20 protein-coding genes are annotated in these 20,974 nt (G+C 48.4%); all 20 read right to left on the bottom strand.

Features of this window, described 5'->3' with window-relative positions:
* Positions 1 to 12: 12 nt before the first annotated feature.
* The 20 genes from K6T23_RS09640 to rsmH all read right to left on the bottom strand — a co-directional run bounded on the left by K6T23_RS09640 (position 13) and on the right by rsmH (position 20,973).
* On the bottom strand, positions 13 to 309 hold the full coding sequence (locus K6T23_RS09640) for a YlmC/YmxH family sporulation protein (RefSeq protein ID WP_056538588.1): 297 nt from the start codon (positions 307 to 309) through the stop codon (positions 13 to 15).
* Between the two features lie 180 nt (positions 310 to 489).
* Entirely contained in the window at positions 490 to 1,266 is a 777-nt protein-coding gene (sigG, locus tag K6T23_RS09635; RefSeq protein WP_053427364.1) for an RNA polymerase sporulation sigma factor SigG, read from the bottom strand.
* A 224-nt stretch (positions 1,267 to 1,490) separates the two neighbouring features.
* Positions 1,491 to 2,210: an RNA polymerase sporulation sigma factor SigE gene (sigE, locus tag K6T23_RS09630; RefSeq protein ID WP_056537364.1), complete on the bottom strand. Its 720-nt coding sequence runs from the start codon at positions 2,208 to 2,210 to the stop codon at positions 1,491 to 1,493.
* A gap of 44 nt (positions 2,211 to 2,254) precedes the next feature.
* Complete coding sequence (spoIIGA, locus tag K6T23_RS09625; RefSeq protein ID WP_238284224.1) at positions 2,255 to 3,178, bottom strand: sigma-E processing peptidase SpoIIGA; 924 nt, start codon at positions 3,176 to 3,178, stop codon at positions 2,255 to 2,257.
* Positions 3,179 to 3,388: 210 nt separating this feature from the next.
* Entirely contained in the window at positions 3,389 to 4,546 is a 1,158-nt protein-coding gene (gene ftsZ / locus K6T23_RS09620; RefSeq protein ID WP_053427367.1) for a cell division protein FtsZ, read from the bottom strand.
* An 82-nt stretch (positions 4,547 to 4,628) separates the two neighbouring features.
* Positions 4,629 to 5,927: a cell division protein FtsA gene (gene ftsA / locus K6T23_RS09615; protein WP_053427368.1), complete on the bottom strand. Its 1,299-nt coding sequence runs from the start codon at positions 5,925 to 5,927 to the stop codon at positions 4,629 to 4,631.
* Positions 5,928 to 6,041: 114 nt separating this feature from the next.
* Entirely contained in the window at positions 6,042 to 6,404 is a 363-nt protein-coding gene (locus K6T23_RS09610) for a small basic family protein (protein ID WP_053427369.1), read from the bottom strand.
* A 2-nt stretch (positions 6,405 to 6,406) separates the two neighbouring features.
* Positions 6,407 to 7,135, bottom strand: a complete 729-nt coding sequence (locus K6T23_RS09605) for a DUF881 domain-containing protein (RefSeq protein WP_053427370.1) — start codon at positions 7,133 to 7,135, stop codon at positions 6,407 to 6,409.
* 44 nt (positions 7,136 to 7,179) lie between these two features.
* Positions 7,180 to 7,890, bottom strand: a complete 711-nt coding sequence (locus tag K6T23_RS09600; protein ID WP_235563579.1) for a DUF881 domain-containing protein — start codon at positions 7,888 to 7,890, stop codon at positions 7,180 to 7,182.
* On the bottom strand, positions 7,865 to 8,650 hold the full coding sequence (locus K6T23_RS09595) for a cell division protein FtsQ/DivIB (protein ID WP_238284223.1): 786 nt from the start codon (positions 8,648 to 8,650) through the stop codon (positions 7,865 to 7,867). The genes K6T23_RS09600 and K6T23_RS09595 overlap by 26 nt, the downstream gene beginning before the upstream one ends.
* Positions 8,651 to 9,388: 738 nt before the next feature.
* Positions 9,389 to 9,583 carry a hypothetical protein gene (locus K6T23_RS09590; protein WP_238284222.1) on the bottom strand — a complete coding sequence of 65 codons (195 nt, stop codon included), beginning with the start codon at positions 9,581 to 9,583 and terminating at the stop codon, positions 9,389 to 9,391.
* Between the two features lie 281 nt (positions 9,584 to 9,864).
* Positions 9,865 to 10,965, bottom strand: coding sequence for a stage V sporulation protein E (spoVE, locus tag K6T23_RS09585; RefSeq protein WP_056537375.1), 1,101 nt, complete (start codon positions 10,963 to 10,965; stop codon positions 9,865 to 9,867).
* Positions 10,966 to 11,062: 97 nt separating this feature from the next.
* On the bottom strand, positions 11,063 to 12,415 hold the full coding sequence (murD, locus tag K6T23_RS09580) for a UDP-N-acetylmuramoyl-L-alanine--D-glutamate ligase (protein WP_238284221.1): 1,353 nt from the start codon (positions 12,413 to 12,415) through the stop codon (positions 11,063 to 11,065).
* Positions 12,416 to 13,390, bottom strand: coding sequence for a phospho-N-acetylmuramoyl-pentapeptide-transferase (mraY, locus tag K6T23_RS09575; protein ID WP_053427375.1), 975 nt, complete (start codon positions 13,388 to 13,390; stop codon positions 12,416 to 12,418).
* A gap of 38 nt (positions 13,391 to 13,428) precedes the next feature.
* Complete coding sequence (locus K6T23_RS09570; RefSeq protein ID WP_056537391.1) at positions 13,429 to 13,755, bottom strand: hypothetical protein; 327 nt, start codon at positions 13,753 to 13,755, stop codon at positions 13,429 to 13,431.
* 2 nt (positions 13,756 to 13,757) lie between these two features.
* Positions 13,758 to 15,218 carry a UDP-N-acetylmuramoyl-L-alanyl-D-glutamate--2,6-diaminopimelate ligase gene (locus K6T23_RS09565; protein WP_238284220.1) on the bottom strand — a complete coding sequence of 487 codons (1,461 nt, stop codon included), beginning with the start codon at positions 15,216 to 15,218 and terminating at the stop codon, positions 13,758 to 13,760.
* Positions 15,219 to 15,411: 193 nt separating this feature from the next.
* Positions 15,412 to 17,328: a stage V sporulation protein D gene (locus K6T23_RS09560; RefSeq protein WP_235563581.1), complete on the bottom strand. Its 1,917-nt coding sequence runs from the start codon at positions 17,326 to 17,328 to the stop codon at positions 15,412 to 15,414.
* Positions 17,329 to 17,460: 132 nt separating this feature from the next.
* Positions 17,461 to 19,623, bottom strand: a complete 2,163-nt coding sequence (locus K6T23_RS09555; protein ID WP_238284219.1) for a penicillin-binding protein — start codon at positions 19,621 to 19,623, stop codon at positions 17,461 to 17,463.
* Between the two features lie 17 nt (positions 19,624 to 19,640).
* The gene (gene ftsL, locus K6T23_RS09550; protein WP_048004141.1) at positions 19,641 to 20,000 is read right to left on the bottom strand and encodes a cell division protein FtsL; all 360 of its coding nucleotides are present in this window, start codon (positions 19,998 to 20,000) and stop codon (positions 19,641 to 19,643) included.
* A gap of 37 nt (positions 20,001 to 20,037) precedes the next feature.
* A complete protein-coding gene (gene rsmH / locus K6T23_RS09545; protein ID WP_053427379.1) occupies positions 20,038 to 20,973 on the bottom strand; it encodes a 16S rRNA (cytosine(1402)-N(4))-methyltransferase RsmH in 936 nt (311 codons plus the stop codon).
* Position 20,974: the final 1 nt, after the last annotated feature.

Raw genomic sequence — 20,974 nt, 5'->3', positions numbered from 1 at the left:
CCCGGCAGTGCGTCATTTATCAGTGGAGGATTCCGGCCCCTCGAGCTGAGCCTGTTTGTAATAATGGTCTTGTTGCTCCTTATACCTCACAAGGATGACGTCTTCGCCGATTTTGACGATATTGTTCCATGGAACGACCACTTCTTCGTCCTTCCCGAAGAACCCAAGGAGCTTTCCTCCCCCTCCTATGACGATCGCCTCGATCCTTCCACTGTCGAGATTGATTTCGATATCGGTGATATTCCCGAGTTTCCGTCCATCTGAAACACTGACAACATCCTTCACTTGAAATTCAGAAATCCGTACCACCTGTTCCTTCCCCCTTTTCAGAAAGCACACATTCTCTCTTCTATCTATATGCAAAAAAAAGAAAGACAGACCGGATCCGGTCTGTCTTTCTTGACGCTTCCCCTCTTTACAGGAGGCACGGAAGCGTATGTATGCAGTGAGGTGGGCATATCCCGACACTCCCCGCTCTCTAACGGGCACTTATTGGATATTTTTGTTCATCTGCTTGATGGCTGCCTTCTCAAGACGGGACACTTGAGCCTGCGAAATCCCGATCTCATCCGCTACTTCCATCTGCGTCTTACCCTGGAAGAAGCGCTTACTGATGATCAACTTCTCACGGTCATTCAGCCGTTTCATTCCCTCTTGAAGGGCGATTTCCTCCACCCAATGGTAATCCCTGTTCTTTTCATCACTCAACTGGTCCATTACAAATATGGGGTCTCCGCCATCATTATAGATGGGCTCGAATAGGGAAACCGGATCCTGAATCGCATCGAGGGCAAAAACGATTTCTTCATGGGGTACATCAAGCACCTTGGCAATTTCTTCTGCTGTCGGTTCCTTCGATGTTTCTCCCATCAACCTCTCCCTCACCTGCAGTGCCTTATAGGCAATATCCCTGAGGGAACGGGAAACCCTGATCGGATTATTATCCCGAAGATACCGGCGGATCTCCCCGATGATCATCGGAACGGCGTAAGTGGAAAAACGTACATTCTGGCCAAGATCGAAGTTATCGATTGATTTCATCAAACCGATGCAGCCGACCTGGAACAGGTCGTCAACAAACTCCCCACGATTGTTGAATCGTTGAATTACACTTAAGACGAGGCGTAAATTCCCATTGACGAGTTTTTCCCTTGCAGAAATTTCGCCAGATTGCATTTGCTTGAAAAGCACTCTCATTTCATCGTTCTTCAGCACGGGTAATTTGGAAGTATCCACACCACAAATTTCGACTTTATTGCGTGTCATTCTTTCCCCTCCTTGTAGGAGCTGTTGTACAAAGTTCAGTATTTCCCCGGGCAGGAAAAATATGCATGTCGGGAAATGCAATCAAGGAGGGATCTTCCAAAAAGGTTGCCACGCAGGGCTTAGACAGATGAAAAAAATTTATGTATGACATTTTTCGTCCCCTGATGGCGATAAGGACACAAAAAAACGACTCCTTTGTGCCATAAAAGGAATCGTTCAATCAGTCAAACCATTTTATTGAATTCTTTTTTTAATCGTTTGATAATCCGCTTTTCAAGCCTCGAAATATAGGATTGAGAGATACCGAGCATATCTGCTACATCTTTTTGCGTTTTCTCTTCTTCCCCCATCAAGCCGAACCGGAGTTCCATGATCTGCTTTTCCCGGTCATTGAGCTGATGAAGTGCGCTGAATAGAAGCTTTTTATCCACTGTTGCTTCGAGGTCTTTTGTAATAATATCCTCTTCCGTTCCTAACACGTCGGAAAGAAGAAGTTCATTCCCATCCCAATCGATGTTGAGGGGCTCATCGAATGAAACCTCTGAACGGATTTTATTGTTCCGTCGAAGATACATCAGGATTTCATTTTCAATGCAACGGGACGCATAAGTCGCCAGCTTGATTTTCTTCTCGGGATTGAACGTATTGACGGCTTTGATCAAACCGATGGTTCCGATACTGATCAAATCTTCTATATTGATTCCTGTATTCTCGAACTTCCGCGCGATATAGACAACAAGGCGAAGGTTTCTTTCTATGAGGAGGGATCTTGCCGCTTTATCGCCACTGGGCAGTTTTTGAAGGAGCACTTCCTCTTCGTCTTTCGAAAGGGGTGGTGGGAGGGCTTCACTTCCACCTATGTAGTGGATTTCGTCCGTCTTGAGTCCCAGTTTCAATAAGAGTTTGTACCAATAATACTGTAGTTTCAGCTTAAGTTTCTTCACAATGGGTCCCCCTTATAAGTGCTGTAATAATGAAAGCCGATTTTTTAAGATGCATGATCGACAGGCTTTCTTGCTGCCATTTGCGGATGGAGAATCGCTTCAAATTGATGGTCGGGAGACAATGGTTCTTCCCGGAAGGCGATGAGACCATTGGAAACTTCCCATTCTGCTCCGGAATCTTTCAGCATGATGCGATCCGGTTTCAGTGCCGCCAAGAGCTGTCCGGTCTTTCCGATGGACTGCGCTGGTATCAACCGCATTCTGTCGGACCATGTGGACTCAATTGAATCATCACTCAAGAATTCGGTAACGTCCCCGGCAAGCTTGATAAATTCTCCCGGAACTTCGTCCTTCAGATGAGAGAGCGAGAGGATCATGACCGGGTTCTTCCCAATTGGATCCTGCAGCCCGTTCCCGCTATCAATCAGCCCTTTGACACTGATGATATATTCTCCGAAATGGATCGTGACGTCTACCAATTGGTCATACTGAATCTTGGCATACTCCAAGTGGTCTACCCTGCTCTTGGAGAAATACCAGGCAAGGGGCAATACTAGCATGACGAACACCCAACTAATCGGATCACCGAATCCCCTTACAGATGCAATGAGGGTCGAAGCCTCGGCACCCGGGTCGAAGGAGATGAAATAGTGTACCCCGATGAGGATTCCCCCTGTTAAAAATGTTACGAAATAGAACATGAGCAGATTGGCAAGGAAGAATTTCATCCGTTTGAATCCGAATGCAACCCATACCATCACGACGGAGAATGAAAGCTTCACCAACGGACTACCCGATAGATGACTGAGCGGGGAGAACGCCATAAGGATGATGACCGAGCCGATGAGCCCGCCTGAACCGACCCGCCATAAAGCATATTTCCTCTTCAGGATGATTCCGGTCAACCACAGCAGCGCACAATCCACCAGCATATTCAATAACCATATGACATCAAGGTATAAGGTCAATCTCTGCCCTCCTCATCGATGGTTCCTACGACTTACGAGAAGTATATCGCACCTACCATTCGGAAGGTTGTCACTTTTTGTACCAGATAACGGAAAACTTTTCAGGGATTAGTTCGAATCTTGTCAGTAAAAATAGAGGCGTAATAGGAGGAGGATTGCCGGGGAAAATAAAAAAACCTGACAGGAAACCCTGTCAGGTTCTATCACCAATTAGCGGCGACGGTTACGGTTGCGAAGGAACGTAGGGATATCCAACGTCTCTTCTGCAGCCTGATTATTATGGTTCGTATTCGATCGAACAGGCTCTTGCTGTTGTGGTTCCTCGCGTTTAGGTTGCTGCTCGCGCTTAGGAGCCTGATTCGTGTTTGGCTTAACGCCTCCAAACGTAGGTCGCGTCTGCTTCGGCTGGATCACTTCTTCATTGAAACCAGTCGCGATGACGGTGACAATGATATCGTCTTTCAATTCTTCATTGATGACGGATCCGAAAATCATATTGACCTCCTGATCGGATGCTGAAGCCACGATATCGGCAGCCTCCTGCACCTCGTACAGGCTCAATGAAGTACCACCGGTGATGTTCATCAGGACCCCTTGTGCCCCGTCGATGGACGTTTCAAGCAATGGGCTTGAAACAGCCTTCTTGGCAGCTTCCGTTGCCCGGTTTTCGCCTGATGCGGCACCGATTCCCATAAGGGCTGAACCCTTGTTGGACATGATGGTCTTTACATCGGCAAAGTCAAGGTTGATAAGCCCTGGTGTTGCAATCAGATCCGAGATACCTTGTACACCTTGGCGCAATACGTTATCTGCTTCACGGAAGGCTTCAAGCATCGGTGTGCTCTTATCTACGATTTCAAGCAGGCGGTCATTCGGGATGACGATCAGGGTATCGACCCCTTCTTTCATCGCAGCGATCCCACCGCTTGCCTGGTTGGAACGCTTCCTTCCTTCGAAGGTGAACGGACGGGTGACGACCCCGACCGTCAAGGCACCGATCTCGCGTGCAATCTGAGCGATGACTGGAGCAGCACCTGTGCCTGTTCCCCCACCCATTCCAGCGGTAACGAAGACCATATCTGCTCCACGGAGCGCTTCTTCGATCTGTTCCTTGCTTTCTTCCGCTGCCTTTTTACCGACTTCAGGATTGGCACCTGCACCGAGACCCCTTGTCAATTTTCCACCGATCTGCATTTTGATTTCTGCTTTTGATAGGTTCAGAGCCTGGGCATCCGTATTGACGGCGATGAATTCCACACCTTGTACACCATGTTCGATCATGCGGTTAACGGCATTGTTACCTCCGCCACCGACACCGATTACTTTAATTGTCGCTAATGAATCTAAATTTGTATCAAACTCCAACATGACAAATCCTCCTAACTCATCGAATCCATGGATTCCTATTTAATTCCAGGCTATCTTGATTGTTTTCAGTTTTTAGAGACTGTTATTCAAAGAAATATCCGAAGAATTTTTTCATCTTAGACATTGGTTTATCTTCTTCGTTCACTTCTTCCCTTACCTTTGCAGGCTTGGGCTTTTTAGGGCTGGGCTTTTGCTGTCTTTTTTCACCGGCTTCCACTGCAACCGGCTCTGCGCTTACGACTCTTCCTTGCAGTCTAGCATTCTTTTGAGCGTATTTGATCAATCCCACTGCAGTAGTGTACTGCGGCTCCCTCACCCCGATATAATCAGGGATCGCTACGCGCACACGATTTTGGAAAACGATTTGTGCTAATTCTAACACACCAGGGAGATTAGATACACCTCCAGTCAGAACATATCCTCCAGGAAGATCCCTGATCCCCATACGACGCATTTCATGGCTGATGAGATCGAGAACCTCTTCAAGCCTCGCTTCTATGATATCAGAAATTTCCAACTGATTGAACTGCTGATGTTGATCGCTGCCGATGATCGGCACAGAGAAGACTTCATCTTCAGATGCATGGTCGTAGTAGGCATGACCATACTTCACTTTGATCTTCTCCGCATCTTCCGTCGACGTTCTAAGGCCGATGGACAGATCTTTGGTGATGTGTTCCCCGCCTACAGGGAGCACCGTGGTAGCTTTCAAGTGACCTTGTTCGAATACGGCTATGGTAGTCGACCCCCCGCCGATGTCGATCAAAGCTGCACCAAGGCTCTTCTCATCCTTGGATAGGGCAACCGATCCTGCTGCCAACGGCTGCAGGACGATATCCACTATTTCCAATCCTGCTTTTTCAACACATCGGAGCGTATTATGTAAGATGGTCTTTGATCCCGTGATGATGGTTCCTTCCATTTCAAGCCGGACACCGATCATCCCTCTCGGATCAGTGATTTCATCCAGTCCGTCCACGATGAACTGCCTCGGGATGACGTTGATGATCTCCCTTTCAGGGGGGATTGATACGACCTGTGCCGCATCCATGACCCTTAGTACATCTTCATCCCCGATTTCCCTGTTATCACTGGAGACGGCCACGACACCATGGCAAGATTGAAGGGAAACATGATTACCCGTGATCCCAACGATGACCTGGCTTATGGAGAGGCCGACCATCCTTTCTGCTTGCTCAACCGCCTTTTTGATTGTATGAACAGTTTCGTCTATGTCTACGATGGAACCTTTTCGGATCCCTTCTGAGTTCACATTCCCTACACCGATAATGTTCAGAGAATCATTTGTCATTTCGCCGATGATCACTTTCACTGTGGATGTACCGATGTCTAGGCTAACGTAAATTTCATTGCTGTTCACTCTGTGGCACCTCCTTAAAGAATGTTTGTTTCGAACAACAAGCTTAGAATAGTTGATTCTAAGTATATCTTATTATGATATTCGCTGTAATAAAAACGATTCCCTTTTAATATTCTAATTTTTTTCTCTTTTTTCTCGTTTATTTGTCCAATTGCTGATCAGTAGTCGTCGAATGACGGCAATGTTCTGGAACAACCTCACTCCAAAGGCAAAGACCGCCGCCAAGTACAAGTCTACACCAAGATGTACCCCCAGAAAAGCTAAACCTGCCGCTAGGAGGATATTGAAAAAGAAGCCAGAAACAAAGACTTTATCGTCATAGATATTTTGCAGGTGCGCGCGTATCCCTCCGAATAATGTATCAAGGGCAGCCAGGACGGCTATGGAAAGATAGTTTGAATACTCATCCGGTATGCGGATGTCCGTCGCAAGGCCCAAAAAGACTCCCACCAGCAACCCTAATAGGGGTAGCCACATCGTTAACCGTTCCCTCCTGTTTCTTTGACTGGTTCCATGAGGCGGACCCTGATCGTATCTTCATAAGCCGGGATCTTAAGATCTTCCAATGGCTTCGAGATATTGACCCTGAGATTATCGATGAAGAAATCCTCCAGCGACTGTGAAACCTGCATCCGGTTATAAAGCTTTTCAGCCGTTGCATAGTCAGCTGTGAGCACCCTCACCTCAAAGGGCAGGGAACGGATCGAGTACCCGTCGACCTTGGTCTCTCCGTTGATGTCCCGGATGACGGATGTATTGACAAGGCGATGTCCGTCTATGGAAATATCCGTCGCATCATATTTGTTGAGCTCATTGATGAGCCTTTCAAGAAGCTGTGGTGATACGTTCTTAACCGGTTCACCAAGGAGGAGTTCTTCCTCCACGGGCTCAATCGTGAGTGTGAGCCCGGGCCCTTCTTTTTCTGTCAGCCCCGCTTCGGCCTTAAGCTCCTCGAGGGTCTGCTTCAATGCTTCCTCGGGGCTGGATTCTTGCTGTTCCTTGTACTGTTCAAGCTTCCCTTCCACCGAACGCATTTCTGTATTCAGATTCGAATTGAGCTCTTTTTCTTTCAACAAGGCCTCTCTCAGCTCCCAAACGTCCCTCGTATCCCTTACAACGGGTTCCTGGACCGTCTGGAATTGAATGGCCAGCATAAATCCTATGATTACCGTGACGACGGTGAAGCTCACCTTTAATCTACCGCCCATTGCTTGTCACCTTTCCTTCAATACCTGGTCGGACGCCCAGCGGTTCATGAGTCCCCGAGTAGCGGTCCTAATGCAATCTCCTTTTCTTTCTCCATAGAGACGACGATATTCTCATTGAGCAGTTGATCCTTCACTCCACCATTGATATTCAAAGCGGAATTCAGAACGTCAGCGTCCCCGATTGCCGTGATTTCAAACGGAGCGGGGTAGTCCACCCCGTCCACCTGAATCACCGGACCGTTGCAAAGGACATATGAGTTATGCTTCAGACGCTGTCCGTTGATGGCCACCGCGGAGGCCCCGGCTATATATAATTCATTGATCACCTTGAAAACATGGTGTTCGTGAACGATATAGTTGTTGATGTTTTCCTCTTCAGGGTTATAATCCGCATCCGACAGTGTAACCTTGAGACCCGGGCCTTTTACTTTGGTTTTCCCCAGGTACATCCTGTATCGTTCTGCGTCTTCAGCCAGATTAAAGTAAATCTGCTTTTCCTTTGAAAAGGATTTCTCCATGGTTACCACTTTTTCCTGTTTCTCATAAAGATCTTCCTGCAGCTCATTATTTTTGCGCTGAAAATCAAGAAGTTGATCTCTCAGGGCTTCCTCCTGTTTCAGCTGTCCGTCGGTACGGTTCGATCCCTCATCCTGCTTCGAATTGGCAAGACTGTAGGAAAAGGCGAGTATGAAACCGAGGACGAGGCAGACGAGGGACAGGATCACTTGCTTACTCTTGATTTTGACCCTCTTCATCAGTGCCTTCATCCTCCGTTTCATAAGCTTTGAAAAACGAACCTACCTCCAGGTCGATGACCCCTTTCCTTGATGGATCGAGCTGACTGGCGATGGACGGATAGTGAATCATCTTCTCTGAGAACGTGCGTATGGTGGCACTAACTTCAAAACCATCATTCATATAGAGGGTGACATGATACTGATCCGTGTCCTTCGGTGTCAAATTGATCTCCGATATCATCTGTTGAATTTCAGACGGGAGTTTACCCAACTCCTTCATCATCTTCTCAAGGACTTTATCTTCTTTGAATCCTCTAAGGAGGGGTGCATCGACCGGCATGGCATCTGTCCCTTTATCAAGGATCTTCCCGTTTTCCAGAATCACATAGTAGCGTGAATCACGCGAAAGATACGCTTTTTTGTCGTGCTCCTGTATGGAAATCACATACGTATTGGGAAACGTCAGGCGTACTTCGGCCTTCTTTACTTCAGGCAGTTTCTTCAGCTTGGCTGCGACGGAGTTCTTATTGACTCCCCATACGCTTGTACCTGTTGAGATCCCACCGGCTGCAAGCACCTTTTCATCCGGGATGAGTTCATTCCCGGTCACTTCGACCTTTTTGACATGACTGAGGGGTGATTGGAAATACACCACAGACAAAATCAGGATCAGGAACAAAGTTAAGAGGAAGAAAAGCCGCCGATTCGCTTTCTTTTTCCGATGCTGTTTCAGTTTAGGGATCCTGTCTTCAATCGAAACAACGTTTTCTTTTTTCATGTCAAACGATCTCCTAAGCATCACTAATTTCTGTCATGGATTACAATCCCCATAAATGATCTGACCTTTACGGCGGCATTCATGTAGGAGAATGGAGAAAGAGGTATGTAGGATGGAGCCATTGTTTTCTATGTAAGAGAAAGACACCGGGAACAGCGTGTACCGTTATAATGAACACGGGTCGGCCAGTAAAATGTCCATCCCCTATATATACACTCTTTTCATACATTCTAAACGAGAAATATTCCTTTATGAATGCCTGTCATTGAATTGTAAAAGATTTGGTCTGCAATAGTAATAAATTCTCCTAGTTCCAGTAAAGAAAAGGAGCGACACCCACTATCCATATGTAATTTATTGTAACACCATCTAAGGATTTAGCCTATGCTTTTTTTACTGAAAACACCGTTTTCATAGGGCTTTTCGCTCTTTTTTGACGAATCTCTCCCTCCTGCTTCCGGTTTATGGATAGACGTGGAAGATAATTAGGGAATCCTTACGAATTCTACGCGTTCTGAAATGAAATGATCAACCATTGATTCACACCCTTCATGAAGGAGAATGGCTCCCTCCCTTCATCCTAAAAGAAATGAAAGACCGACCACCATCACGGAATGGCGTAAGCAATATTACCCAATATCGAAATAACGTACCCCACCGACCCATTAAAAGGATATAGGGACAGACTCCCCCCATTAAGCTTCAGATGTTTTAGATTATATTCGCGTCGCCACTCCCCTATCCCGAATCCAACAGTGCAGTGCAGCGGAGGTCGATCGACTCCCGCGGGAATAGTGGACAGGTGAGACCCTGCAGGCGCAGCCGAAGCGGCTCACCGTCCACCTCGCAGGAAAGCGGTCGACCGCAGCGAAACGGAACGACCCCTTCCCCACTTACAACCAAAACAGAAAATTGGATGGCTTTCGAATCCATCTATGATGGCACTCCCCTATCCCCATCCAACAGTGCAGTGCAGCGGAGGTCGATCGACTCCCGCGGGAATAGTGGACAGGTGAGACCCTGCAGGCGCAGCCGAAGCGGCTCACCGTCCACCCCGCAGGAAAGCGGTCGACCGCAGCGAAACGGAACGATCCAGATTCGAATCCCCCCTATCAGGAATACTCTACGCCCACTCAAAGCATCAAATATCAGCCTACCTCCTCAATCTACCCACACAAAAAAACCGCCCCTCCTAAGAGAGACGGCTCAATCATCTACGTTTTAGCATACCGGCTGATATTCAACAGCACTCCTACCGCCATCAGCATGAGCGTCAGGGAAGACCCTCCATAGCTCAGAAACGGTAACGTGATCCCCGTCACGGGCATCAGACCCGTCACGACCCCCACATTGATCATCACCTGAATCGCAATCATCGACACGATCCCAAGGGCAAGGAAGCTACCGAACAAGTCCGGTGCACCAAGGGCGATTCGGATCCCCCTCCAAAGGATCAGAGAGAAGAGCAGAAGCACGAGCGTTCCACCGATAAACCCGAGTTCTTCAGCCAAAATGGCAAAAATGAAATCATTTTGAGGTTCCGGGAGATAGAAGAACTTCTGTCTGCTCTGACCCAGACCGAGGCCGAACAACCCGCCCGGCCCGATGGCATATAAGGACTGGATGATCTGAAACCCCGAGTTGAGAGGATCCTGCCACGGGTCTAAAAAGGAAGTAATCCGTTTGATCCGGTAGGGAGCCGATATCACCAGGCCGACGAATCCCAGAAGGCCGATCATACCGAGAAACATAAAGTGTTTGATCCGTGCACCTGAGATGAAGATCATCACGACAGATGTTCCCACCATAACAGTCCCCGTCCCAAGATCCGGCTGCAGCATGATCATCCCGAACGCCGTGAAGACCATGAGGAGGGCCGGCAACACGCCCTTCCTGAAAGAAGTGATGTACTTCTGGTTCTCACTTAAATATTTCGATAAAAAGGCAATCATGGCAATCTTCATGAATTCTGAAGGTTGCACAGAAAAGGCTCCAACACCGATCCAGCTCCTGGACCCATTCCTCAACACCCCTATCCCGGGGATCAGAACCAATACCAGGAGGACGAAGCAGACGATGATCATCACTTTCGACCAGCTTTTCCACGTCCAGTACTCCACATTCATGATGAAGAACATGACGAGCAGTCCCACGCCGGCAAATAGCAGCTGACGTTTGGCAAAGAAAAATGTGTCATCGAATTTATAGTCCGCCCAGACAGCACTTGCACTGTAAACCATGATCAGACCGATGGCAAGCAGGGTCATAGTGACCACGATCAGTATAAAATCGGGTGTCGATTTTTTTAAAGGCAAAGTTATGCACCTCGAATTGACTTATTTGAGCCGTTCGAGCATCCTTCAAGGATTCTGCCTTCCGTACCAGTGTGCGGTTGCTCTATAAGACAAGCTCTTATTTAAGCATATGCACGGCGTCGATAAACATGTCTCCTCGTTCCTCAAAAGTGCGATACTGATCCCAGCTCGCGCATGCAGGCGACAGGAGGATCACATCCCCTGGCCGCGAATGTTCATATGCCACAGGAACAGCTTTTTCAACATTATCGACAGTGATGATGGATTCTATCCCTGCCTTTCTACCTGTTTCTTCGAGCTTCTGGGCCGTTTCACCGAACACGATGAGGGTTGTTACATTTTTCATGTATGGAATAAGATCATCAAAATCATTACCGCGGTCCAATCCACCGGCAAGGAGGATCGTAGGACCTGCGAAGGCATTCAGTGCACTTTTCGTTGCAAGGCTGTTCGTTGCCTTCGAGTCGTTATAGAACTTCCGGCCTTCCACTTCCTTCACGAATTGCGTGCGGTGCTTGACCCCTGCGAAAACGGAAAGAACCTTCCTGATGCTTTCATTCGGCACATCATACAGTTTGCACGCTGCCACTGCGCTCAGGATGTTCTCCAGGTTATGTGCTCCCGGGAGGACGATATCGTCAAGACTCACAATGAACTCATCCTTGAAATAAATCGCGTCTTCCTTGATATAGGCTCCATCAAGGACTTCTTTCGTAGTGGAGAAAGGCACCACTTGTGCCTTTGTATGAGCAACTGCTTGGATCAGATGTGTCTGATCATCATTGATGACGAGGAAGTCATCCTCCGTTTGATTCTTCGTGATGTTCACTTTCGCCTGCCAATAGTCGTGAAGACTGCCATGGTAGTCGAGATGAGCTTCATATAGATTCGTGATAATGGCGATATGCGGTTTGAACTCCTCAATGCCCATCAATTGGAAAGATGAAAGCTCTACCACCATTTTATTATGGGGCCCCGCTTCCTGCGCAACTTCTGAGGCAACCGTACCGATATTCCCGGCAATCAAAGGGTTTTGCCCTCCGTCCGCCAGCATTTCAAATAGCAGCGTCGTAGTCGTGGTCTTTCCATTTGTACCCGTGATCCCGATCATATCGGCTTCCGAGATCAGGTAAGCAAGTTCCACCTCCGTCAAGACCGGGATGCCTTTTTCGAGTGCTTTTTGAATAAGGGGATTGGTATAAGGGATCCCCGGATTTTTGATTACATATTGGAAGCCTTCATCCATAAGTTCGATGGGGTGGCTGCCGGTGATCACTTTGATCCCCTCCTGAAGGAGACCCTGGGCGGCAGGGTTTTCTGAAAGAGGCTTTTGGTCATTCACCGTGACAAAGGCATCCAGCTTATGTAGGAGGGATGCTGCCGTAACACCGCTCTTGGCAAGACCCAGCACTAATACTTTTTTATGTTTGAACTTGACTGATGATTTCACTTATAACCACACCTCGATATAAATTCCCAGGACGGCAAACAATAGGCCCACTGTCCAGAAGGTTACTACTACACGCCACTCGGACCACCCTGATAGTTCATAATGATGGTGGAGTGGACTCATTTTGAAGATTCGCTTGCCCGTTGTCTTGAAGGATGCAACCTGAAGGATGACGGAAAGGGTTTCAATCACAAATACTCCCCCGATCAAGATCAGGATGATCTCGGTCTTCGTCAGGATTGCGACTGTTGCAATCGCTCCTCCAAGTGCAAGCGATCCCGTATCCCCCATGAACACTTTTGCGGGATGGGCATTGAATACGAGGAATCCAAGCACAGCTCCTACAACGGCGACACTGAAGATGGCAACGTCGAATTGGGACTGATTCCATGCAAGTACGGCCATGGCCCCGAAGGCAATGGCGGAGGTTCCCGAAACAAGGCCATCGAGCCCGTCTGTCAGATTGACTGCGTTGGAGAATCCAACAAGCCAGAAGATGATGAATAGGCAGTAGAACCATCCAAGTTCAACGGAGATATCCGTCATCGGGATCGATACGGCCGTTGAGAAGTCATTCTGCTTGAAGATCAGATAAAAGATAATGGAGATGACGATCTGACCTGCCAGCTTCTGTTTCGATGTCAGACCGAGGTTTCGCTTCATGACCACCTTGATGAAATCATCCAGGAATCCAAGCAGTCCGAATCCTACTGTGACAAGGATCATCAGATAGGTTTCTGGACCAATATCGGAGAATCTGCCGGTCATAAGGAAGGTAGTGGCGACGATGGAAAGCAAAAAGACGATCCCTCCCATAGTCGGTGTCCCGGTCTTTTTCTGATGGGACTGGGGACCTTCGTCACGAATGCTCTGACCGAATTTCAACCTTCTAAGGAAGGGGATGAAAATTGGCGCAAGCACGGCTGTTATGATAAATGCTGCGATGATAGTATATAAGATTACTTGTTCCGTCATTCTGAATGTTCGTCCTTTCTCTCTTGCCCCTGGGGATGTTAGCCCCGGGGTGGTTTAATCTGTTTGTCTGATCCACCCTCCCAACAGGCGATCAGCCTCTCATAGGCAAGCTTCATATCATCAACGATGAACAAAGGGAAATGATTGGGGACATGGGCTGGAATGGCCATATCCTTTGGCCACAAGGAAGCGATAGCACCCGATTCGATCGGGCCGAGGAGGTCGGCACCTCCGTCGAGGGGCACATAGAGCCCCTTGCTCATCTTCTCTCCTGGATCAGTTGCGATCATACCGAAGGTCAAACCGGGGAAGCGTATCCCCTTGGCCTCCGGGAAGAGAAGCAGGATATCTTCATAAGAAAGCATGCCTATTCCCCCTTGATGATGAGCTTCGCCACTTCGCGATCATCGAATTCATACACCTGGGACCCGATGATCTGATAGGTTTCGTGGCCCTTTCCGGCAATCAATACCACATCATCGCCTGAAGCCATGGCAATACCGCGGCGGATGGCTTCCTTACGTTCTTCGATCATGACATACTCTTTACCGAATACCCCGGATTCCATATCCTTCAAGATCTGCATCGGATCTTCTCCACGGGGATTATCAGATGTAAAGATGGCAAAATCCCCATACTCGCAGGCGATTTCAGCCATGATCGGTCTTTTGATCTTATCCCTGTCGCCACCGCACCCGACAATGACGATGATTTTTCCTTTTGTAATGGAACGGATCGTCTCCAGGACATTTTTCAATCCATCCGGGGTATGAGCATAATCCACGATTACACTGAATTCCTGTCCGGCAGAAATCGTTTCGAATCTACCCCTCACTCCCGTCGCCCCACTTAGGATCCTTGCGCTTTCAGCCAAGGGTATGCCGGCAGCAGAAGATGAGGCAACGGCAGCGAGTGCATTATAGACATTGAACAGCCCCGGGATGCTGATTGAAAGCTTCTCCGTACCGAAAGGAGTCACCATGGTGAATGAGGTGCCCGATGCCCTAAAGGAGATATCTTTCGCATAAAAATCAGCTTCTTCGGTCAATCCATAGGTGAAAACGTGGGCCGCGGTGGATTTGATATAGTATTCCGCCGTTTCATCGTCCCTGTTAATAATCGCATACTTCGGTGATTTTTTAAAATACGTATTCCCCAATTGTGAAAAAAGCAGGCCCTTTGCGTTCCGATACTCATCCATGGAGCGGTGATAATCCAGATGATCCTGGGTGAGATTGGTAAAGACCGCGATGTCAAAATCACATCCGTGCACCCTTCCCTGGTCCAGCGCATGAGAAGAGACCTCCATGATAGCTGATTGTACGCCTTTGTCCACGAAGTCCTTGAAGGTCCTTTGTAGTGTAAGGCTATCCGGTGTCGTGTTCCGGCTTTTTTGAAGTACATCCCCCACTTTGATATGCAGCGTGCCGATCAAGCCGGTGGTAAGACCGGAACCTGCATAGATCTGTTCAATCAGATGGGTCGTGGTGGTTTTGCCGTTTGTTCCCGTTACCCCGACAAGCAATAAACGGTGGGACGGCTGCTTGAAGAAATAATCAGAGAGGATGGCCAAGGCTTTCCTAGTGTCTGGAACAATTACGACCGGTAATCCTGTCTTCACTTCCTTCTCCGCCAGCACCGCGGCAGCCCCGTTCCGCTCCGCTTCCATGACGAGGGAGTGGCTGTCGATTTCAAGACCATTGATACAGATGAATAAATCGCCTTTCTTAACATCCTTATGGTGATTCACAATATTCGAAATAGATGGATCCCCTTCACCCTGTACTGTGAAAAACGGTAGTACTTCAAGCATTGTGTGCAATCTCATCTTTTCAACTCCTAACAGGCAGAAAGCAACCTTTATATATTTTACAAAAAAAAACGACTGAAAGCTATCAACCTTTTCACTTAGTTCGTGGTTCATCTCGTTTTCTATCGATTTCCCGTCCGATCAAACACAGTAGACTTGACGCGAAAACGCCGGACTTTCACAGGAATCCCTTAAAAAGTCCGGCCGTTCCTTATTCAGACATCTGAACCCTTACTGTCGATCCCTCTTTGATCTTGACGCCAGGGTCCGGTGACTGACTCACGACATGGTCCCCCTCACCGCTCACTTCGAGCTTCAAATTCACAAGCTGCTCCTGGAGTTCACTCTTTGATAAACCGACGAGCTCTGGTGTCTTGATGAGCGGGACATCCAGCCATGTCATCTTCTTCTCGATTTGATCCTTTCTCTTCGGCACGCCCATCGCCTCCAAGCTGTCCCCGATGATACTTCCCGCAATCGGCGCGGCCACGACCCCACCGAATTGCACGGTGCCTTTCGGATTGTCGACGGCCACATACACGACGATTTCCGGATCATCCATCGGTGCGACACCCATGAAAGATACGATATGGTTATTTTCCAGATACTTTCCGTCTTTGGCTTTCTGTGCCGTACCTGTCTTGCCACCGACACGATATCCTTCTACGAATGCCTTCCCTCCCGTACCGAGAGCAACGACACTTTCAAGTGCTTCCCTTATCTGTTTCGATGTATCTTCCGATATGACCTTCCTCTTCGCCTCAGGGGTCTTCCTCATCACTACTTCACCCGTCTTCGGGTCTACCAGTTCTTTAGCTATGAACGGTTGATAGAGTGTCCCACCATTCACCGCAGCGGCTACAGCGGCCACCTGCTGGATGGGCGTGACGGCAACACCCTGGCCGAATGCAGTTGTCGCCTGCTCCACCGGGCCTACGCGATCCAGATTGAAGAGCAACCCTTTTCCTTCTCCCTGAAGATCGATTCCTGTCTTCTGTCCAAATCCAAAATCATCGATGTATTCGAACAGCTTCTCTTTCCCCAGCCGTTCCCCAAGTTCGACAAAACCGGGGTTACACGAGTTCTGGACCACTTCCAGGAATGTCTGTGTCCCATGTCCCCCCCGCTTCCAGCAGTGAAGCGTGGACCCTGCAACCTCTACATGACCTGGATCATGGAATGTATCTTTATGAAGATCCACCTTCTTCTCTTCCAAAGCAGCTGCAAGGGTGATGATTTTAAATGTGGAACCGGGCTCATACGTACTCCAGATCGGCAGGTTCCGGTTATAGACTTCCTGCGGCACGTTTTTGAAGTTGGCGGGATCAAAAGTGGGACGGCTTGACATGGCGAGGATTTCACCACTTTTAGGGTTCATGGCAATGGCAATGATCCCATCCGGATCATACGTCTCCTGCGCGATATCCAGCTCCCGCTCGACGATCGTCTGTACTTTGGTATCAATGGTGAGTTTCAGATCAAGTCCATTGTCAGGCTTTTCGAAGTCATCCGCCATATCCGGCATCCGCTTCCCTTTGGCATCAGAAAAGAACTTCACGTATCCCTTTTCCCCGCTGAGCTCCTCATCATAGGATAATTCAAGCCCCATCAGGCCCTGATTATCAATACCAGCAAACCCTAATACATGTGAAAGGTAGCTTCCATACGGGTAATATCTTTTTGAATCCTCCCCTAGGTAAACCCCTTTCAAGTTCATATCACGTACTTCCTTCGCTTTATCATAAGATAGTTTCCTTGCTTCTTTGATCAAGACCATATTTGCCTTCTGTGTTACATATTTATATGCGGCCTCAACGGAAATATTAAGAGTGGCTGCAAGCTTCTCTGCTGTTTCTTTCGGTTCGGTGATTTGTCTCGGTACGACAAATATGGTGGGGGCGCTTTGATTTGCCGCCAGCTCCACACCGTTTCGATCAAGGATCTTACCGCGCTCAGGCTGGAACGGAATATTCCGGCTCCATGAATCCTTCGCAAGGCCCGTGAGCCAGTCCCCTTTGAAAAACTGGACGTACCCGAGTCTCACATCAATGATGGAGAAGATCAGGATCCCTGCAATAAGTGCAATGGCCAGACGCTTCCTCACTGTTACATTCGATACTCTCTTCACTAATGGAACCTCCCCTTCTATGGCTCGTTCCATTATATGCTTGGACCATCGGACGTATGTTCCATAATTTCCGAATCGGTTCATAGAATAAAAGGGACCCGCCGGCTTCGGCAGATCCCCATATTTCGTACCTTATTCTTTTTTCTTTTCCATCTGTTCTTGAGGCGTCTTGAATGTTACTTCCAGGGCTTGGCCTTCTTTCACCTTGGTCCCCGCTTTGATGCTTTGTTTGACCACATAGCCATTGCCTTCGACCTTCAGTTTCAGGTCGGTCAAACCTGCGACTTTGAAAACGTCCCTGATGGACCAACCCGTCATGTCTGGGAGGGGCGTTTCTCCGTCGGTTTTAATGATGACCCGCTCCCCTTCAAGGATCTTGTCACCAGAAGGCGGCGACTGTTTCGTCACCGTGCTTCCTTTTCCAAGAATGATCGGTTCGACTCCTGCTTTTTCAAGCTCCGCCTTTGCTTCTTTCACCGAAAGGTCCTTTACATCCGGCAGCGATGATTTCTTCAGTGTCACCTTCTCCTGAGGCTTGATGTTCAGGTACTTCAAACTGTTCTGCATGACCGGTTTGAAGACGGCCGCTACTGGATCGGAACCGATTTCCCCTTCCTTCAGCTGCGGCTCTTGAATTCCGACATAGACGATCAGCTCGGGATCATCTGCAGGCGCCATGCCCATGAAGGAGAAGAGATAGTTATTCGTTGCGCCGGATTTGTATCTTCCCGTCGCCGGATCAGGGATTTGTGCAGTCCCTGATTTCCCCGATACCCGGTAATCATCCAGTGCGAATCTTGCTCCGGTTCCTTCAGGAGACGTAACGGTGGTTTCCAAGTACTCCCTCGTTTTCTGGGCAGATTCCTTTGTGATCGGGTTTCCGGCAACTTCCGGTTTTGTTTCTTTGACCACTTTATTCGTATTCGGGTCTACCACTTTGGAGATGACATACGGTTTCATCATCTTTCCGTCATTGGCGATGGCGGACTCCGCCTGAATCATCTGGAGGGGAGTCACGGTCGTCCCCTGGCCAAAGATGGTCGTATACTTCTCGATGGGGTAGTGATACAGAATCGAACCTTCTGCCTCATTCGGCAGCCCCACCCCGGTAGGTTTTCCGAAGCCGAAATCATTCAGGTAGTTTCCGAATGTTTCGAATCCAAGCTTATCAAGGAGGTTCGCAAACGCCACATTGGACGAGTGCTGGACTCCCTCGAGGTACGAGATGGTTCCCCATCCGTTCCCGTAATTATAGTCTTTGATCGGCTGCGGAACTTTGTCCACATAGTACTTACCAGATTCATAGAGTTCATCCGGATTGAATTTCCCTTCATTGACTGCTGCCGCGAGGGAATACGACTTGAACGTGGAACCAGGTTCGAAGGTCTCTTCCACGATCGTATTGGTCCAGTTGTTCAACAGACCTTCCCTGTCATCGGGATGGAAGGTTGGCCGCTGGGTCATGGCAAGGATCTTGCCCGTTTTAGGGTCAGAGACGATGGCGAACATCTTTTTAGGCTTGTATTCTGTCTCGACTTGACTCATGGCCTCTTCAAGGAACGTCTGCACCTTCTTGTCCAGCGTCAGATAAATATCGTCTCCGTCTTTCGGAGGGGTGACATGCTCTTCAGAATTCGGGAGGAGATATCCCCAAACATCACTCTTATACTGCACCGAGCCGTTTGTACCGCTTAGAATATCATTGAAGCTCTTCTCCACCCCCATCATTCCCGTGGTCTCAGAACTTTCTTCATCTTTCTTCTGTGCAAATCCGATCAGATGGGACGAAAACGTTCCATTCGGGTAAAATCGTTTCGATTCTTTCCGGAAGGTTATGCCAGGCAGATCTTCCTCTTTGATCTCGAGCATCTGCTGATGGGAGATGTCTCTTCCCGCAGAGCCGAACTCGACCTGATAGGGAGCTTTTTCACCTTTTTGATTCAACTTCTTGTAAATTTCGCTTTTATCCATATCAATATACCGGGATAGGATTTCAGCCGTTTTTTCCGGATCTGTAACGTGCTTCGGCTTTTTCGGGTCAGTGGTAACCTGTGAATCCAGGACCGCGACTAGCGTATAGGCGGAAGTGTCTTCTGCGATCACGTCCCCATTATTGTCGTAAATCGATCCCCTCTTGGCCTCGAGGATGTGACCCTTTATGTATTTCTTCGCAGCTTCTGCCGTCAGGGCCTTCCCGTCGACTTCACCCGTGACCTGAATCGTGACGAATCGGACCATAATGATAAAAAAGAGCAGTCCGAATATCCCGAATAGGATGGCTGCTCCGATGTTCATGCTGGATCTTTTTTTCATCATTCTTCCACTACCTTGACATTCTTATCTTTCAAGTTGAGACCCAACTCTTTCGCTTTATCAAGGATGCGGTCATATGCACTCAGTTCACTTACCTGGATCTTGAGATCCGTGTTCGCTTTTTCCTGCTTATCGATGACGCCCTCGGCTACTTGCAGTTCCCGATTCACCTGATAGATGGACGCTTCATTCGATACGATTTTCACTGCGAAGAAGCAGAACATGATGGCGAACGCTGCTAGAAGGATTTTTTCTCCGGGAGTGATGACGGATGTCCTTCCCTCACGCAGGCGTTTCGGTTTTGGTTGTGCACTTGTCTCGATCGGTTGTGTTTGATAATTTCTAGCTAAGTTACTCAAGGTGATCCCTCCCATTATTCAATCTTTTTTCTATTTTTTATTTATTTTTTTCTGCTATACGGAGCTTAGCAGAGCGTGCCCTATTATTCATTTCGAGCTCGTCTTCACTAGGAAGGATCGGCTTTCGTGTGATCAGCTTCAACTCAGGCTCGTACCCTTCTGGAATGACGGGTAAGCCGGGAGGAAGCTGCGGTCCTGCAGCCTTTTCCTTGAACATCGTTTTACACATGCGATCTTCGAGGGAATGGAAGGTGATGACGCTGACCCTTCCTCCAGGGGAGAGGATATCGATTGCCTGCTCAAGGGAATCTTCGAATGCACCGAGCTCATCGTTCACGGCAATCCTGATTGCCTGGAAGACACGCTTGGCAGGGTGTCCGCCTTTGCGCCTTGCCGGCGCGGGAATCCCGTCTTTGATCAGTTCGACCAATTCCCCGGTGGTTTCAATCGGTTTCTTTTCGCGAGCCGCCTCAATTTTCCGGGCGATCTGCTTGGAAAACTTCTCTTCTCCGTACCGGTAGAAAATGCGGACAAGATCTTCAAAGGACCAGTGATTCACCACATGGAAGGCACTCAATTCACCTTGAAGGTCCATCCTCATATCCAGTGGAGCATCATGATGGTAGCTGAATCCTCGTTCAGGCGTGTCCAGCTGCGGGGAAGATACGCCAAGATCATATAGCACCCCGTCTACATTATGTACATCCAGATTCGCAAGTTCCGCTTTCAGATTTCTGAAATTGGATTGAACGAATGTGATGCGATCCGAAAACGCTTCTAATTTTTCTTTGGCATGTGCGATGGCCGTTTCATCCTGGTCGAAGCAGTACAGGTGCCCTTGACTGGAGAGTTGCCCTGCAAGGTATTCGCTGTGTCCCGCTCCCCCGAGGGTGCAATCGACGTAGATGCCGTCAGGCTGGATGTTCAATCCATCTACAGTTTCTTTCAATAATACGGTCGTGTGTTTAAACATG

The sequence above is a fragment of the Rossellomorea marisflavi genome (genome assembly GCF_022170785.1).
GTDB classification, from domain to species: domain Bacteria; phylum Bacillota; class Bacilli; order Bacillales; family Bacillaceae_B; genus Rossellomorea; species Rossellomorea marisflavi_B.
This window is presented reverse-complemented; position numbering and strand designations above follow the sequence as displayed.